General features: G+C 61.8%; 14 protein-coding genes. 12 read left to right on the top strand and 2 right to left on the bottom strand.

What is annotated here, in order from left to right:
- Nucleotides 1-36: 36 nt before the first annotated feature.
- From ACMUVN_RS14490 to ACMUVN_RS14440, 11 genes are all read left to right on the top strand, one after another.
- Nucleotides 37-1920, top strand: a complete 1884-nt coding sequence (locus ACMUVN_RS14490; RefSeq protein ID WP_025570187.1) for an ABC-F family ATP-binding cassette domain-containing protein — start codon at nt 37-39, stop codon at nt 1918-1920.
- Between the two features lie 178 nt (nt 1921-2098).
- Nucleotides 2099-2944, top strand: coding sequence for a polysaccharide deacetylase family protein (locus ACMUVN_RS14485; RefSeq protein ID WP_414815202.1), 846 nt, complete (start codon nt 2099-2101; stop codon nt 2942-2944).
- A gap of 466 nt (nt 2945-3410) precedes the next feature.
- A complete protein-coding gene (locus ACMUVN_RS14480) occupies nt 3411-4241 on the top strand; it encodes a transporter substrate-binding domain-containing protein (RefSeq protein ID WP_047616335.1) in 831 nt (276 codons plus the stop codon).
- Between the two features lie 24 nt (nt 4242-4265).
- Nucleotides 4266-5012: an amino acid ABC transporter permease gene (locus ACMUVN_RS14475; RefSeq protein WP_183908302.1), complete on the top strand. Its 747-nt coding sequence runs from the start codon at nt 4266-4268 to the stop codon at nt 5010-5012.
- The gene (locus ACMUVN_RS14470) at nt 5009-5791 is read left to right on the top strand and encodes an amino acid ABC transporter permease (protein WP_025570179.1); all 783 of its coding nucleotides are present in this window, start codon (nt 5009-5011) and stop codon (nt 5789-5791) included. Before ACMUVN_RS14475 ends, ACMUVN_RS14470 begins: the two co-directional genes overlap by 4 nt.
- 11 nt (nt 5792-5802) lie before the next feature.
- Entirely contained in the window at nt 5803-6585 is a 783-nt protein-coding gene (locus tag ACMUVN_RS14465; protein WP_127430659.1) for an amino acid ABC transporter ATP-binding protein, read from the top strand.
- Between the two features lie 9 nt (nt 6586-6594).
- Nucleotides 6595-7953, top strand: coding sequence for an MmgE/PrpD family protein (locus tag ACMUVN_RS14460; protein ID WP_414815201.1), 1359 nt, complete (start codon nt 6595-6597; stop codon nt 7951-7953).
- A 14-nt stretch (nt 7954-7967) separates the two neighbouring features.
- Nucleotides 7968-9272 carry an LLM class flavin-dependent oxidoreductase gene (locus ACMUVN_RS14455; RefSeq protein WP_414815200.1) on the top strand — a complete coding sequence of 435 codons (1305 nt, stop codon included), beginning with the start codon at nt 7968-7970 and terminating at the stop codon, nt 9270-9272.
- Between the two features lie 54 nt (nt 9273-9326).
- Complete coding sequence (locus ACMUVN_RS14450; protein ID WP_414815199.1) at nt 9327-11369, top strand: prolyl oligopeptidase family serine peptidase; 2043 nt, start codon at nt 9327-9329, stop codon at nt 11367-11369.
- 165 nt (nt 11370-11534) lie between these two features.
- On the top strand, nt 11535-12461 hold the full coding sequence (locus ACMUVN_RS14445; RefSeq protein ID WP_028758450.1) for a Gfo/Idh/MocA family protein: 927 nt from the start codon (nt 11535-11537) through the stop codon (nt 12459-12461).
- A gap of 73 nt (nt 12462-12534) precedes the next feature.
- Complete coding sequence (locus tag ACMUVN_RS14440) at nt 12535-13038, top strand: hypothetical protein (RefSeq protein ID WP_183905313.1); 504 nt, start codon at nt 12535-12537, stop codon at nt 13036-13038.
- A gap of 66 nt (nt 13039-13104) precedes the next feature.
- Here the strand turns inward: ACMUVN_RS14440 and ACMUVN_RS14435 are convergent, their stop codons facing one another.
- Both ACMUVN_RS14435 and ACMUVN_RS14430 read right to left on the bottom strand, forming a co-directional pair.
- Nucleotides 13105-13554 (bottom strand): DNA polymerase III subunit chi, encoded by a 450-nt coding sequence (locus tag ACMUVN_RS14435; RefSeq protein ID WP_028758448.1) that lies wholly within the window; start codon nt 13552-13554, stop codon nt 13105-13107.
- Nucleotides 13554-15044: a leucyl aminopeptidase gene (locus ACMUVN_RS14430; RefSeq protein WP_414815198.1), complete on the bottom strand. Its 1491-nt coding sequence runs from the start codon at nt 15042-15044 to the stop codon at nt 13554-13556. Before ACMUVN_RS14430 ends, ACMUVN_RS14435 begins: the two co-directional genes overlap by 1 nt.
- A 144-nt stretch (nt 15045-15188) precedes the next feature.
- On the opposite strand from ACMUVN_RS14430, the gene ACMUVN_RS14425 reads away from it, so the two are divergent.
- Nucleotides 15189-15962, top strand: coding sequence for a phosphatase PAP2 family protein (locus ACMUVN_RS14425; RefSeq protein ID WP_028758446.1), 774 nt, complete (start codon nt 15189-15191; stop codon nt 15960-15962).
- Nucleotides 15963-16045 lie beyond the last annotated feature (83 nt).

Raw genomic sequence — 16045 nt, 5'->3', positions numbered from 1 at the left:
TTGCCTTGGCGAGCGCTTTCGGCCAAAACGCCGGCCATGATCACGCTCACCGACATTTCCGCCCGCATTGCAGGCCGCCTGCTTCTCGACAATGCCAGCATTTCGCTGCCTTCGGGCACGAAGGCAGGGCTGGTCGGGCGCAACGGCGCCGGCAAGTCCACGCTGTTTCGCGTCATTACCGGCGATCTCGGCTCGGAGACCGGATCGGTGTCGATCCCGAAGGCCGCACGCATCGGCCAGGTGGCGCAGGAAGCACCGGCGACCGAAGACGCGCTGATCGAGATCGTGCTTGCCGCCGACAAGGAACGCACGGCCCTGGTGACCGAGGCGGAGACGGCGACCGATCCGCACCGCATCGCCGAAATCCAGATGCGTCTCGTCGATATCGACGCGCATTCGGCCGAGGCGCGCGCAGCGAGCATTCTTGCCGGCCTCGGTTTCGACCAGGCGGCGCAGGCCCGTCCCGCCTCCTCCTTCTCCGGCGGCTGGCGCATGCGCGTCGCCCTTGCGGCCGTGCTGTTTTCCGAGCCGGATCTGCTGCTGCTCGACGAGCCGACCAACTATCTCGACCTCGAAGGCACGCTGTGGCTGGAAGATTATGTCCGCCGCTATCCGCACACCGTCATCATCATCAGCCACGATCGCGACCTCCTGAACAATGCGGTCAATGCGATCGTCCATCTCGACCAGAAGAAGCTGACCTTCTATCGCGGCGGCTACGACCAGTTCGAGCGGCAGAAGGCCGAAGCCGACGAGCTGCAGACCAAGGCGAAGGCCAAGAACGACGCCGCGCGCAAACATCTGCAGAGCTTCATCGATCGCTTCAAGGCCAAGGCCTCCAAGGCCCGCCAGGCGCAGTCACGCGTCAAGGCGCTCGAGCGCATGGGAACGGTTGCCGCGGTAATCGAGGATCATGTCCAGCCGATCACCTTTCCCGAGCCGGAAAAGCAGCCGGCCTCGCCGATCGTCGCGATCCAGAGCGGCGCCGTCGGCTACGAGCCCGGCAATCCGATCCTGAAGAACCTCAATCTGCGCATCGACAATGACGATCGCATCGCCCTGCTCGGCTCGAACGGCAACGGCAAATCGACCTTTGCCAAATTCATCTCAGGAAGACTTGCACCCGAGAGCGGCGAAGTGAAGCTGGCGCCGAGCCTGAAGATCGGCTTCTTCGCGCAGCACCAGCTCGACGACCTCATTCCCGAGCAGTCGCCGGTGGAACATGTGCGCCGGCTGATGCCCGGTGCGCCTGAGGCCAAGGTGCGCGCCCGCGTCGCCCAGATGGGGCTTGCGACCGAGAAGATGGCGACGGCCGCCAAGGATCTTTCCGGCGGCGAAAAAGCCCGGTTGCTGATGGGGCTTGCCGCCTTCCATGCGCCGAACCTGCTGATCCTCGACGAGCCGACCAACCACCTCGACATCGACAGCCGCCGCGCGCTGATCGAGGCGCTGAACGATTACGAAGGCGCCGTCATCCTGATCTCGCATGATCGCCATCTGATCGAGGCGACGGTCGACCGGCTGTGGCTGGTCAATGGCGGTACGGTGACGACCTTCGAAGGCGATATGGACGAGTATCGCGACCTGATCGTCACATCCGGTAAAAAAAAAGAAGAAAAGCCGCAGCTAACTGAAGAGGCGACGTCGAAGGCCGACCAGCGCAAGCTCAATGCCGAACGTCGCGCCTCGCTGACCCCACTCAAGAAAAAGATCAACGAAATCGAATCCTTGACGGCGAAACTGGAGAAACAGATTCAGGCGCTTGACGCGGAACTTGCAGATCCCGCCCTTTATGAAAAGACACCGGCCAAGGCCGCCGAGAAGGCAAAACAGCGCGGCGAAGCGGCGGCAAAACTGGCTGCCGCCGAGGAAGACTGGCTGATGCTTTCGGCCGAATACGAAGAAGCGATGGCGGGATAGCCACAGGCCTTAGAACAGGATGTCGTCCGAAAACCGCGCACACTTTTCGGCATCATGCTCTGGCGAAAGCGTGGCGAAGTGCCGCGCATCGGCACAATTCCCGCCTGCATCAACCGATCGTTAACCATAATTCGAAAGGTTGTCTCAACATTCGTTACCGATTTGTTGAGCCCTTTCAATGTACCGTTTTTTCGTTCTGTCCTGCATGGCCCTCACGGCCACTCTTTCTGCCTGCAGCACCACCAGACAATCCGCGCCGGACACATCGATCAAGACCTCCTCGGTGATCGCACCCGAGGAGCGGAAGCTTGCCTATACCGGCGACGCTGCGGCGCCGCGCATGACCGGCTGGCATCATCTGGCCGGGCGGACGCTGGAGGTTTCCTCGCTCGCCGATCTCAAGCTGCAGGACAAGGAAGTGATCCTGAGCTTCGACGACGGCCCGATCCCCGGCCGGACGGACAAGGTACTGGCGATCCTCGACCAGTTCGGTGTCAAGGGCGCCTTCATGATGGTCGGCGAAATGGCCGAGATGCATCCGGCGCTGGCGCGCAAGGTCGCCGAGGACGGCAACACGATCGGCAGTCACACCTATGACCACGCCAATTTGAGTTCGCTGGATTTCGACGCGGCGATGGCCGAGGTGATCAAGGGCGAATTGGCGGTGACCAAGGCGACCGGCACGGATGTCTCCTTCTTCCGCTTCCCCTATCTAGCCGAGAGCCACAGGCTGCGCGCCGCGATCGCCATGCGCGACATGGTGGCCATGGATGTCGACATCGACAGCAAGGACTATTTCAACACGACGCCGGTCTCCGTGACGCAGCGGACGATGGACCTGCTGCACAAGCGCGGCCGCGGCATCATCCTGATGCATGACATCCACAAACGCACGGCGACGATGCTGCCAACCTTGCTTTCGGAACTCGAAACCGAAGGCTACAAGGTCGTGACGCTGAAATTCAAGAAGACGCCGATGCCGAACAACGTCCTTGCCTCGGCCGATTTCGTGACGATCCGCTAAGGCGGGTTGCCAAGTCGGGATTAGCCGCAAGACGGCAGGAATTCGGCCGAGCAAAATCCGTTTTTTGATGCCATTACCGGGCGGGAAGGTTGCCGATCAGCAACCCTCTCGTGCACAAGATTTTTCAACGAACGCGCCTATTTCAGAAAATAAAATCTACAAAATCCATCACAATGATGATTTTCTCTGAGACAGAATGTTCCTTCTCTCTCATCGGTTCCCTATGCCTTTCAAAGCCGTCCAGTTGCCGATTCGCGCAGGAAAGCGATGCGGTCAGCGTCCTTTTCTATCAGCGCGGAGAAGCATGGCCAATATTGCGCGGGAAGCCGACGTCCATCTCATCACCAGCCTTTCGGCCTCACCTCGAAGTGGCGCACATCCACGCCATAGCAGTCGAGCCAAAGAGCGCTGCAATTGCTCGAGGACCTGAACCGGTCCCTCCACCTTCCCAAGACGGAGCTCAAACATGTCACGCAAATTTCTCCCGAAGGCGCTCCTCGCCATGTCGATTGCCTTGCTGGCGGCAACGCAGGCATCGGCGGATGCCACGCTCGACCGCATCAAAGCCCGCGGCACCCTTACCGTTGGCGTCATCCTCTCGGGGGCGCCCTTCGGCTATATCGATCCGACATCGCAAACGCAGAAGGGATACAATCTCGATATTGCAAAAGCGCTCGCGGACGATCTTGGCGTCAAGCTGGAAACAGTCACCGTCACGCCCCCGAACCGGGTGCAATTTCTCCAGCAGGGCAAGGTCGATATCCTGATTGCGAACATGCAATATACCGAGGACCGCGCCAAAGTTCTTGATTGGGTGGCGACGCCGTATGATCGCAGCGGCGGTGCTGCCGTCGGACGCAAGGACAGCGGCCTGAAGGACTGGGCAGATCTCAAGGGAAAGCCGGTCTGCGTTTCGCAAGGGTCGAACTTCACGCAGCCGCTCATCGAACAATACGGCGCCGAGGTAAAGGGCTTGCCGAGCCAGCCGGAATCGCTGCTGGCGCTGCAGGGCGGCAATTGTGTCGCCGCCGTCCATGTCGGCGCAACCGTCGGCCTTCTGCTGGAGGACCGGCCCGAGGAGTGGAAGGACTACACTATTCTCTTCCCGACCGAACTGCTCCCTTCCGACTCGGTGATCTGGGTGCGAAAAGGCGAAAAGGAGACGGCCGAGGCGCTCGATAAGTCGATCCGGCAGCTCCATACGTCAGGAAAGCTCCTGGAATTTGCGAAGGCGAACCGGCTCCGCAATACCGACTATCTCGAACAAGAGCGCAAGACCCTGTCGGCTGGCAAGTAAGACAGGCTACACTGGCGGATCGACATGCAGGACACCAGCATGACCAGCCTGTTCGTCAACCTGACGAACAGGCTTGGCCTTAACTACGAGTTCCTGGCGGCGGGGTACGAGGCGCAGATATGGCGTGATGGTTTCATCACCACACTCTATCTGATTGCCCTCTTGATCCCCGTCAGCCTGATTGCCGGGCTGCTGTTTGCCGCCTGCCTGACATCCGGCAAGCCCTGGCTATCGACGCCGGTCCGCGCTTTCGTGGAAATCACCCGAAACACGCCGACGCTGGTACAGTTGATGTTCAGCTTCCTCGTTCTCAATACATTCGTATCGAACCTGGTCGGCGGGACGCAGAACAATCCGCTCACACCCTTCTTCTGGGTGGTGGCGGTGGTCGGACTGCACATCGCCGCCTTGCATGCCGAGGCGATCCGCGCAGGTATCGAGGCGGTGCCGTCGGCCACGGTGGAAGCGGCGCGCGGCATCGGCTTCAGCGCGCTGCAGATCCTGCGTTACGTCGAAGTTCCCCTGGCAATGAGGGCATCGCTGCCCGCGATCGTCAACAATCTCATCAATCTCGTGAAGTTGACGACGGTGGGCAATGCGATTGCAGTCAGCGAGATTACCTATGCCTCGATCATGGTCTGGACGCAGCGCGACAACGTGGTGTCACTGATGATCGTCATTCTGCTGTTCTTCAGCATCATCAACCTTGCCGTTGCCCGCATCGGCCTGTGGGTGGAGCGCAAGCTCGCCATTCCGGGGTATGGCCTATGACGACTGCGGTACTTTCCGAGCAGCGCAGGAATGGTCGCCTGCTGCGCAATATCGGCTTTACGGCACTCCCGCTTGTTATCGTCCTGTGGTCGCTGACCGACCTGACGCTGGGGCGCGAACTGGTGACGTGGCTTCCCTATCTCGGCTCGGGCTTCATGATGAACGTCATCATCAGCCTGTGCGCGATGACGCTTGGAACGACCGTCGGAGCCGTGTTCGGCATACTGGAACTGGTTCCCTTCAAGCTGGTGCGCTACCCGGTCGTGGCCTATGTGCAAGTCTTCCGCAATGCCCCGCATCTCGTGCTGATCTTCGCGACGACTTACATCTTTCCCTTCGAAATCGTGGTGGCCGGCAACTATCTGCCCTTCCCGGATTGGCTGAAGGCGGTGATCGGCCTTGCCATACCGGCCAGCGCCTATGTGGCCGAGATCACCCGCGGCGCCGTCCTTTCGATCCCGACCACGCAATGGGAAGCGGCAAAGGGGCTCGGTTTTTCGCGCGGCCAGGCCTTGCGCTGGATCATCCTGCCGCAATGCCTGCGGCGCTCGCTGCCGCCATGGATGAACATATTGGCCTCCATTACCATGGGCACGTCGCTCGCCTCGCTGGTTGGCGTGCACGAACTATTGCATGCCGCAACCGATGCCAGCACATCCGTGCGCCGCCTCGATTTCACGATCATCGCCTATATCGTGGTGATGGCCGCCTTCTTCACGCTTTGCTACCCGATCGCCCGCCTGACCCGACGCCTCGAGCGGCGTTTCAAGACGGCCTGAGGATTTGAATGATGAACGCAAAAACCGACGAAACGATCGTGCGACTGGAAGAAGTGCACCTGTCCTTCGGCCAGACGGAGGTGCTGAAGGGCATAGACCTCACCGTCAACAAGGGCAATGCGGTTTCCATTATCGGCCCGTCCGGTTCGGGAAAGTCGACGATCCTGCGCTGCATCAACGCATTGGTGGCGCCGCAGCGCGGCCGCATCACGGTCGACGGCACCCGCGTCGATCAACTGGCCAAGGAGAGCGAACGCATCGCGCTGCGCAAGCGTATCGGCATCGTCTTCCAGCAGTACAATCTCTTTCCCCACCTGAGCGTGCTGGACAATATCATGCTGGCCCCGACCCGCATCCTCGGCGTCGAACGGCGCGAAGCGGAAAAACTCGCACGCGAACTGCTCGACAAGGTCAGGCTTTCGGAAAAAGCCGGCGCCTATCCCGGCCAGCTTTCCGGTGGTCAGCAGCAGCGCGTCGCGATCGCCCGCGCGCTGGCGATGAAGCCGGAACTGGTGCTGTTCGACGAAGTCACCTCGGCGCTTGACCCCGAGACGGTGGGCGAAGTGCTGTGGGTGATCCGCGACCTCATCCGCGACGGCATGACTAGCATCCTCGTGACCCACGAAATGCGGTTCGCCGAGGAGATCAGCGACATCGTCGTCTTCACCGAGAACGGCCGCATCGTCGACCAAGGCTCGCCTGAACAGATTTTCCACACCTTCGACAATCCCCGTATCCGCCAATTCGTCGGCGGTCTCGCCGGAGGGCGCGGGCCAGTGCGCGAAGGCATCTAGGATTTTTTCATGACGAGCACATTCGCGCCCCTGACGTCGGCATTCGCCCAGGCGATCATCTCCTCGGATCCATCGAAAGATCCCGTGGCATTGGACGCGGCGCGCAAGGCGATCATCGATTTTCTCGCCTGTGCGATCGCAGGCGCCGGCGACCGCACGACCGGCATTCTGGCAGATACCGTCGGCGCCAATCTGCCGGGCGAAGCGATCCTGCTCGGCAGCTCGCGCCGAACCGATCCGCTGGTCGCGGCGCTCGTCAACGGTCATGCCGGCCATGTGCTCGATTATGACGACGTGCATGCAAGCGTGCGCGGCCATCCGACGACCGTGATCATCCCGGCCCTGCTGGCGTTCGCCGCCGAGCGCGAATTTTCCGCAGATGCGCTGATCGCCTCCTATATCGTCGGGCTCGAAGCCATGGCGCGGCTGGGGTTGTCGCTCGGCTCAAATCACTACGAGAACGGTTTCCACGCCACGGCGACGCTCGGGACGATCGGCGCGGCGGCGGCAATCGCCCATTTGACCCGCGCCTCCATCGACGAGACCGCCGTCGCGCTGGGCCTTGCGGCAACGCAATCGTCCGGGCTGCGGCTGCAATTCGGCACGGACGCCAAACCTTTCCACGCCGGCATGGCGGCGCGATCCGGACTCCTTTCGGCGAGAATGGCAGCTGCGGGTTTCGGCGGCGCTCCCGATTTCCTCGACAATCCGGTCGGCTTCCATTCGGTCTATGCCTTCGGCGCGGAACGCCCGTCCGCCGTGACCGAGAACTGGGGTTCGCCATGGCAGATCGTGGCGCCCGGGCTGACGCTGAAGGCCTATCCCTGCTGCACCGCCAGCCATCCGGTCGCGTCTCTCGGCATCGGCCTCAACCGGGAAGGTCTGGAGGCTGATGCGATCGAGCATATCACCTTCACCTACCCGCCCGGCGCCGATGCCGCCCTGGTGGTGAACAAGCCCGGCAACGGGATCGAGGCGCGCTTCAGTCCCGAATACGTGTTCGCCGCCGCCCTCATCGACGGGGCTCTGCGGCTCGACCATTTCGACGAGCGGCCTGTCTTGCCGCGCCTGATGGACCTTGCCCGGCGCGCCGGCCGCCGCCACGACGAGACTGCGCCCCGCATGTCGAGCGATCCACGCACCCGCTTCGTGATCGTCGATATCGTGCTTCGCGACGGCAGCGCGATACAGCGCCGCTTCGACGGCCTGCCGGGGCTGAGCGATCCGGCCGAAAAATTTCGCGACGCAACTGCGCGCAATCCCGCCTTCGCGGATGTCCCGTCGCTCGTCCGGACAATGAGCAGCACGGCCGACCTTCGCCAACTTCTGGCGCTGCTCAACCAGGATGCCGCCCGAAATCCAGAATGACGAAGGATATTGTCATGACTCGCAAAAGAGAAATCCACCTGGGCCTGTTTCTGCAAGGGGCGGGCCACCACGTATCCGGCTGGCGTCATCCTCACGCCGAGGCGGGAAGCGAGAATTTCGACTTGCTGAGACGCGTGTCCCAGATCGCCGAAGCAGCGAAATTCGACATGGTCTTTCTGGCCGACGGATTGACCAGCGGCATCGACGCTCATCCCTCGACGATCGCGCGTTTCGAGCCTTTGACGCTGCTTTCGGCGCTCGCCGTGGTGACAGACAAGATCGGCCTCGCGGCAACCGCATCCACGACTTATGGCGAGCCCTATCACACTGCCCGCGCCTTCGCCTCGATCGACCACCTGAGCCACGGCCGGGCCGCCTGGAACGTGGTCACGACATCCTATGCCCGCACGGCGAACAATTTCTCCAAGGCGCACCCGGAGCACGATGAGCGTTACGCCGTGGCCCAGGAATTCGTCGACGTCGTGCGCGGACTGTGGGACAGCTGGGATGACGACGCCTTCGTCAAGGACAAGCAGAGCGGCGTCTATGCCGACCCTGCCAAGCTCCATGTGCTCGATCACAAGGGCAAGTATTTCTCAGTCAAGGGGCCGCTGAACATTCCGCGCGCACCGCAGGGCCATCCGATCCTGATCCAGGCCGGCTCATCCGGCCCCGGCCAGGATCTTGCCGCCCGCACCGCCGACGTGGTGTTCACCGCGCAGCAGAGCCTCGAAGAGGCGCAGGCCTTCTACAAGAGCGTCAAGGAGCGCGTCGCGCGCTTCGGACGTCAGCCGGACGAGGTCGCCATCATGCCGGGCTTCCTGCCGGTGATTGGCCGCACCGCCAGGGAAGCCGAGGACAAACTTGCAGAACTCGACAAGTGGACTGACATCAAAAGCGCCATGCCGCTTCTGGAAGAACGCATCGGCCACAGCCTTGCCGATTACGATGTCGATGGCCCTCTGCCGGACCTTCCGATCTCCGACCAGTTGCGCAGCCGTGCCGAATTGCTGACCGCGCTTGCAAGGCGCGAGAACCTGACCATCCGTCAGTTGGCGCTGCGCGTTGCCGCCGGTCGCGGCCACCATATCGTGCTTGGCACGCCGGTCGAGATCGCCGACCGGATGCAGCAATGGTTTGAAAGCCGCGCCGCCGACGGCTTCAACGTCATGCCGCCGTTTTTTACCGAAGGGCTCGAAGACTTCACGCAGATGGTCGTGCCGATCCTGCAGGAACGCGGCCTGTTCCGCACCCAATATGATGGCTCGACACTGCGCGAGCATCTCGGCCTTGCGCGGCCGGCACTAATTTCGCCCTAACTGTGCGAAATATTGGCTAGACATACGACGTCAACGGAATCAGGCAGGTCGAACATGAACCTTCATCTCGAAACGGACGACGATCCGCGTACCCGCCAATTCATCGACGAGCATAACGGGCTTTCCGACAAGGAACTGAGAACACCGGAATTCGTTAGGGATCGCGATGCGATAAAAGCATTGATCGAACGGCAGGACAGGCTGATCGTCCCGATGCGCCGAGGCGGGTGGTTGTTCGATTTCCGGCAGAGCAAGGACAATCCTCTCGGCGTCTGGCTCCGCCTGCCGGCCGATCAGCAGCCCTTGCCCGATGCCGGCTGGGAACCGGTCTTCGATCTCGATGCCTTCTGCGTGAGCGAAGGCAAGCGTTGGAACTGGCGCGGCGCCGTCACCTGCCCATGGGAACCGACGCGAGTGCTGCTCACACTTTCGGACGGCGGCTCCGATCTTCTCCGGCTGCTCGAATTCGACGCCGAGAGCAAGCAGATCGTCGAGGGCGGCTTCGATACGCCAGCCGCGCGATCGCATGCCAATTGGCTGAGCCGTGACGAGATCTGCTATTTCGGCTCCATCGACCGATTTTCGGCGACCCGTTCGGGATGGCCGCGGGTCGGGCGGCGATTGAAGCGCGGGCAGCGGCCGGAAGAGGCCGCCGTCATGTTCGAAGCCGCCGACGAGGACGTCTACGGCTTCAATCTCGTCATCGACCCGGCCCTGTCAGGCGCTTCGGCCGATGCCGGATTGATCGACATTTTCGTCGCCGCCCATGAGATCGGCGTCGCCAGCGCGTTCCTGATCGCCAATGACGGCACGCAGCGGCGCATCGATCTGCCTCAGGAGGCCGATTTCCAGTTCAATCACGATCATTGCCTTTGGCGGGCAAAGACCGATGAGCGCGTTGCGTCCGGCAGCCTCGTGCTGCAACGTTTCAACCCCAACTCGGAGACGGCTCTGCTCGGGCCGGAGCGGATTCTGTTTCAGCCTGCCGAGGGCCAGTCCATCTCGCAAATGATGCTGATGCGGGAGTGGTGCGTCTTCATCATCTCCGATCGGCTGCGTCCGCGTCTCATGGTGCTGGACCTGACAAGGCCCGATGCCGAACAGCGCGAAATCGCGCTGCCGGCGGACATGCAGACGGCCCATTTCAGGCCGATGCATGCCGATCTGCATCTTGGCGACGATACGCTCTGCATCGTCGGCCAAGGCTTCCTGCAGCCTCCGGCCTGTTATCGGCTCGAGCTGTCGGAGCGCAGCAGAGAGGCCGAACCGATTTTCGTCGCCGCGGCGCCAAGCTATTTCGATGCGACCGATATGTCATCCGAACTGCTGGAGGCTGTTTCCGAGGACGGGACGAAGGTTGCCTATCGGCTGATCCTGCCGAAGCAGTGGACCAAAGGCGCGCTGCCGGTGCTGCTTTACGGCTATGGCGGCTTCGATGTTTCGCTGTCGCCGAACTATTCCGGCGTGACGGGACGCTGGCTGGAGCAAGGCGGCGCCTATGTGCAGGCCTATATCCGCGGCGGCGGCGAATTCGGACCCGACTGGTATCGCAGCGCCAAGCGGCAGGGGCGAGACCGGGCCTTTGCCGATTTCGTCGCCATTGCCCGCGATCTCGTCGCCCGCGGCTACACCGTGCCGTCGCGGATCGCCTGCCAGGGCGGCAGCAATGGCGGCCTGCTGACCGGCGTGATGCTGACGCGCTACCCGGAGGATTTCGGCGCCGTCTGGTGCCAGGTGCCGGTCCTCGACATGACACGCTTCCACCTGTTCAGCGCAGGACAAGCCTGGATGGACGAATACGGCGATCCGGAGACGCCGGCGGACCGGGATTTCATGCTCGGTTATTCGCCGCTGCACAATGTCGGGCCGGCGACCGAGGTCAGCTATCCGCCGATCTATATCGAAAGCTCCGCCAATGACGACCGCGTGCATCCCTCGCATGCGCGCCGCTTTGCCGCGCGGCTGGAGGAAGCGGGACACCGTTCGCTCTTCCATGAATTCGGCTCCGGCGGGCATGGTGGCGACGGCAATTCCGAAGAGCGCGCCGCCCGCGCGGCGATGGGTTACAGCTTCCTTCGCCAAACCATCATGCGCTAAAGCTCTTTGTTTTATACATGTCGTTATCCCGGAACCGCTGCACACTTCCGGGCGACATGTATTAGGATACAACAGAATTGGAGGAGGACAGCTTGTCGGCGCGCCTCTTTCTGCTACAAACAGGCTCAATAAATCATACTTTTTAACAGGCTCGAGCGAAACACCATGTCCCCTATCAACCTCGCCATCGTCGGCGTCGGCAAGATCGTCCGCGACCAGCATCTTCCCTCCATCGCCAAGAACCCGGATTTTAAGCTCGTCGCCACGGCGAGCCGCCACGGCACGGTCGAAGGCGTCACGAGCTACACCACGATCGAGGCGATGCTCGACGCCGAGCCGTCGATCGATGCGGTTTCGCTCTGCATGCCGCCGCAATATCGCTATGAGGCAGCCTACAAGGCACTCGTCGCCGGCAAGCATGTCTTCCTGGAAAAGCCGCCCGGCGCAACGCTCAGCGAAGTGGCCGATCTCGAGGCGCTTGCGAGCAAGCAGGGCGCGTCGCTCTTTGCCAGCTGGCATTCCCGCTATGCGCCGGGCGTCGAGGCCGCGAAGGCGTTTCTTGCCTCGACGACGATTGAAAGCGTGCATGTGATCTGGAAGGAGGATGTCCGCCACTGGCATCCGAACCAGGATTGGATCTGGCAGGCCGGCGGCCTCGGCGTCTTCGATCCCGGCATCAATGCGCTGTCGATCGTCACCCATATCCTGCCGCGGCCGATCTTCATCACCGAGGCCGTTCTCGAGTTTCCCGAGAATCGCGATGCGCCGATCGCGGCCGACATCCACTTCCGCAATGCCGACGGCCTGCCGGTTCATGCCGAATTCGACTGGCGCCAGACCGGCAAGCAGAGCTGGGACATCGTCGCGGAGACGGCCGCCGGCCAGATGGTGCTTTCCGAGGGCGGCGCCAAGCTTTCCATCAACGGTGCGCTGACATTCGCCGAACCGGAGCAGGAATATCCTTCGCTCTATCGTCGCTTCGCCGAAATCGTCAAAGCCGGCAGATCGGATGTCGACCTCGCGCCGCTGCGCCACGTCGCCGACGCCTTCATGCTCGGCAAGCGGAAGTTCGTCGACGCATTCCACGACTGAGGGTCGCAATAACGTCATAGAAACCGGCAAGATTTGCCGGCCTATGTGCAATAGTGTTCGGGGGCAGCCGCTCATGAGCAACAAAATCCGCCGCAAGGGCCGATTTTTCCGCGTTTTGAAGATTGGCATCCTTGTGGTGCCGCTTCTCGGCCTTGCAGCATGTTCGGGCGAACATGTCGTCATGCCTCCTGATGCACCGGGCGTTTCCCGATCCGAGGAATATTCCTACGGATCTGCGACCCAGGCCCAGGATTGGCAGGCCACCAAAAAGGTGCTGGACCAACTGGAAGGGCGGTTCGGAGAGAAATCCGTGCGTGTCCTGGCGCGCAATCTCGCCAGCACCACCAGCCCGCAGAGCATCAAGGCCTATTATGCCGAACGCCTTGTCCATCAAGCCGGCTGGGCGGAAATGCCGGTCAGCACTTTTGCCGACAGCGCATGGGCATTCGCTTTTGTCAGTCCGAGCGGCAAGCGGGTTTTGGCAGTGGAGGCGCTCAATCCGTCGGAAGATGCGGGAGGGATCGTCCCCCTCAACATCCTGACGAACCTCGACGAAGACAAAGGGTCGAAAGGATAACGGCTTCCGACGGCCGCTGAGAACGACGTCGGAAGACTTCATACAGCAATTCAAGATCTTACAGCGTCAGGCCTTCTTCTCCCACCGCCCCTCCGGCGTCTGCTGCCAATAGGTGAGGTTATGCCCCTCGCCTTTCAGCTTCTTCCATTGCGCACGGGCGGCTTCCAGTTGCTCCTGGTCATGACCGTCGAACATGAAGACGATGCGCTCATAGGCATCGGCCGGCGGCGGCTCGGCGCCGTCGACGATGAAACGCACGGTCGCCGCATTGGCATTGTCTGACGTCACCGTCAAAAGCACAGGCTGGCTTTCGGCGAAATCGGCCTCGTCGGTGCCGTGCGGCAGGAAGCTCTCCTCGCGGAACGTCCAAAGATGCTGATCGAGAGCATCGCGCCGCGCCGGCTCACGCGTCTGGACGGCAACGCGCCAGCCGCGCTCGACGCTTTTGTCGATGAGCGGCGGAAGCGCGTCCTCCAGCCGGCTTTCGGTCAGATGATAGAAGAGAACGTCCGTCATCAGGATTCATAATGGGCGCGGACGAGCTCATCGAGCAGGCGCACACCGAAACCGGAACCCCAGGACTGGTTGATCTCGTCCTGCGGCGAGCCCATCGCCGTGCCGGCAATGTCGAGATGCGCCCAGGGCGTGTCCTGCACGAAGCGCTTGAGGAAATGCGCCGCCGTGATCGAGCCCGCCTGCCGGCCGCCGGTATTCTTCATGTCGGCGAACTTGCTGTCGATCAGCTTGTCGTAGTCCCGGCCGAGCGGCATGCGCCAGAGCTTCTCATTGCTCGAAAGGCCGGCTGCCGTCAGCTGGGCGGAAAGCTGGTCGTCATTGGAGAACAGCCCGGCATGCACGTTGCCGAGCGCCACGACGATCGCGCCGGTCAGCGTGGCGAGATTGATCATGAACTGCGGCTTGAAACGATCGTTGCAGTACCAGAGCGCATCGCAGAGCACGAGGCGGCCCTCGGCATCGGTGTTGATCACCTCGATCGTCTGGCCGGACATCGAGGTGACGATGTCGCCCGGACGCTGGGCGTTGCCGTCGGGCATGTTCTCGACCAGGCCGATGATACCGACGGCGTTGACGGCGGCCTTGCGCGAGGCGAGCACATGCATGAGGCCGGTGACGGCTGCCGCCCCGCCCATATCACCCTTCATGTCCTCCATGCCGGCGGCCGGCTTGATCGAAATGCCGCCGGTATCGAAGACCACGCCTTTGCCGACGAAGGCGACGGGACGATCCTTGGCCTTGCCGCCCTTCCACTGCATGACCGCCAGGCGCGGCGGGCGCACGGAGCCCTGGGCGACGCCGAGAAGGGCGCCCATGCCGAGACGGCGCATCTCCTTCTCGGTCAGGATTTCCACTTCGACGCCGAGCTTTTCCAGCTCTCTCGCCTTGGCGGCGAACTCGACGGGCCCGAGCACATTCGGCGGTTCGTTGACGAGGTCACGGGCCAGATTGACGCCGCCGGCAACCGCTTCGGAATCGGAAAACGCCTTCTTGGCACCAGCCGCATCGGCGGTGACGATCGTCACCTTGACAGATTTCGCCGGCTTCTCCTCCTCGTCGCCCTTCTTCGTCTTGTAGGTATCGAAGCTATAGGCGCGCAGCAGAATGCCGAGCGCGAAGTCGGCGGCGGCCCGCGCGCTCGTCTCGAGCCCAGGCACGTCGATGAAGACAGCGGCCTTGTCGGTATTCTTGATTCTCGATGCCGCGGCACCGCCGGCCTTCAGCCAGTCATGGGCGGTGAGTTCGGCGGCCTTGCCAAGCCCGATGACGACGATGCGCTCGACGGGCGCGCCTTCGGGGGCGACGATATCGAGAGCGCTCATGGATTTCGCGGAGAATCGGGCGATCCTGGCAGCCTTGACGATCACGCCTGCCGGGTCGACCGTTTCGGCGCCGGCAGCGCTGTCGGCCTCCACGGTCTTCAACAGGATCGACAGGCCGCCATTGAGCTTTGCCGACTTTGCGAATGAAATTTCCAACTTTGCTGACATGTCTTCTCCGCTGGGATTCTTTGAAATCCGTCCCTGGCGGATAATTTCGCGTTTGGCGGGTCTGTCAATGGCTTGCGACAATTGTTATGGTCGCCCGCGGCCATCACGGCCCTCATGTTTTCGTCAGTTTCGTAGATATTCGCGTTGACAGTTTTTTCGAAAAATCGATGGCGGGGGCTCGCAATCCGCCTGCCGAAAACGACTTTCGGCGCATTCATGCTGCTGTTCTGGACGTGGTGGGCGCTGCTTGCCGTCTTCCGCGCATTCCCCGGAATAGACATCTATTTTTCCCAGCTTTTTTTCGTGGCCACAGATTGCGGTGCGACTGCCGCCGCCGGGAGCATCTGCGGCGGCTTTCCCTATCGCGACGTCGCGACCTTCGATCTGCTACGCACCATCTTTTTCCGCCTACCCTATGTCGTCGCGATCGTGATGGTGTGGAAAATCATCGAATGCTACCAGCAGCATGGCGCGACCTTCAACGCAGATCGGGCCCGCAAGCTCAAGGTCGCACTCGGAACGCTGCTGATCGGACCGGTGCTGCTCGTCAATGTCGTGCTGAAAGAACATTGGGGCCGGCCGCGGCCGATACAGACGGATATTTTCGGCGGTGCGCTGCATTTCGCCGAGGCGGGTTCGCTTGCCGGAAAATGCGTTTCGAATTGCTCGTTCATATCAGGCGAGGCAGCAAGCGCCGGCTGGCTCTTCTGCCTTCTGATCTTCGTTCCGAAATCCCTGCGTTACGCGCTGGTGCCGCCGGTGGCGGCGATCTCCATCCTCACGCCGGCGATGCGGCTATCCTTCGGCGCGCACTACCTCTCCGACGTCGTTCTTGGATGGCTTTCCTCGCTGGTCGTCTTCGCCGCACTGCTGGCGTTAACTGAGTCGCAACAGCATCAAAAAAATTCTGAAATTTGAATGAATTTTTGACACCAGCTTGTCGCAAAAGCGCGACAAAGAGCGTAGAGGGATTCTCCTGCAAAGCCGTTTGGGCGTGCAGG

It is taken from the genome of Rhizobium sp. IY2, assembly GCF_047532935.1.
Lineage (GTDB): Bacteria > Pseudomonadota > Alphaproteobacteria > Rhizobiales > Rhizobiaceae > Rhizobium > Rhizobium anhuiense.
The sequence above is the reverse complement of the archived record's forward strand: the minus strand, read 5'-3'. Positions and strand labels throughout refer to the sequence as shown.

Excerpts from the sequence above, each read along its gene's own strand:
- ACMUVN_RS14490 (WP_025570187.1), top strand. The coding sequence starts at position 37 with ATGATCACGCTCACCGACATTTCCGCCCGCATTGCAGGCCGCCTGCTT.
- ACMUVN_RS14485 (WP_414815202.1), top strand. The coding sequence starts at position 2,099 with ATGTACCGTTTTTTCGTTCTGTCCTGCATGGCCCTCACGGCCACTCTT.
- ACMUVN_RS14480 (WP_047616335.1), top strand. The coding sequence starts at position 3,411 with ATGTCACGCAAATTTCTCCCGAAGGCGCTCCTCGCCATGTCGATTGCC.
- ACMUVN_RS14475 (WP_183908302.1), top strand. The coding sequence starts at position 4,266 with ATGCAGGACACCAGCATGACCAGCCTGTTCGTCAACCTGACGAACAGG.
- ACMUVN_RS14470 (WP_025570179.1), top strand. The coding sequence starts at position 5,009 with ATGACGACTGCGGTACTTTCCGAGCAGCGCAGGAATGGTCGCCTGCTG.
- ACMUVN_RS14465 (WP_127430659.1), top strand. The coding sequence starts at position 5,803 with ATGAACGCAAAAACCGACGAAACGATCGTGCGACTGGAAGAAGTGCAC.
- ACMUVN_RS14460 (WP_414815201.1), top strand. The coding sequence starts at position 6,595 with ATGACGAGCACATTCGCGCCCCTGACGTCGGCATTCGCCCAGGCGATC.
- ACMUVN_RS14455 (WP_414815200.1), top strand. The coding sequence starts at position 7,968 with ATGACTCGCAAAAGAGAAATCCACCTGGGCCTGTTTCTGCAAGGGGCG.
- ACMUVN_RS14450 (WP_414815199.1), top strand. The coding sequence starts at position 9,327 with ATGAACCTTCATCTCGAAACGGACGACGATCCGCGTACCCGCCAATTC.
- ACMUVN_RS14445 (WP_028758450.1), top strand. The coding sequence starts at position 11,535 with ATGTCCCCTATCAACCTCGCCATCGTCGGCGTCGGCAAGATCGTCCGC.
- ACMUVN_RS14440 (WP_183905313.1), top strand. The coding sequence starts at position 12,535 with ATGAGCAACAAAATCCGCCGCAAGGGCCGATTTTTCCGCGTTTTGAAG.
- ACMUVN_RS14435 (WP_028758448.1), bottom strand. The coding sequence starts at position 13,554 with ATGACGGACGTTCTCTTCTATCATCTGACCGAAAGCCGGCTGGAGGAC.
- ACMUVN_RS14430 (WP_414815198.1), bottom strand. The coding sequence starts at position 15,044 with ATGTCAGCAAAGTTGGAAATTTCATTCGCAAAGTCGGCAAAGCTCAAT.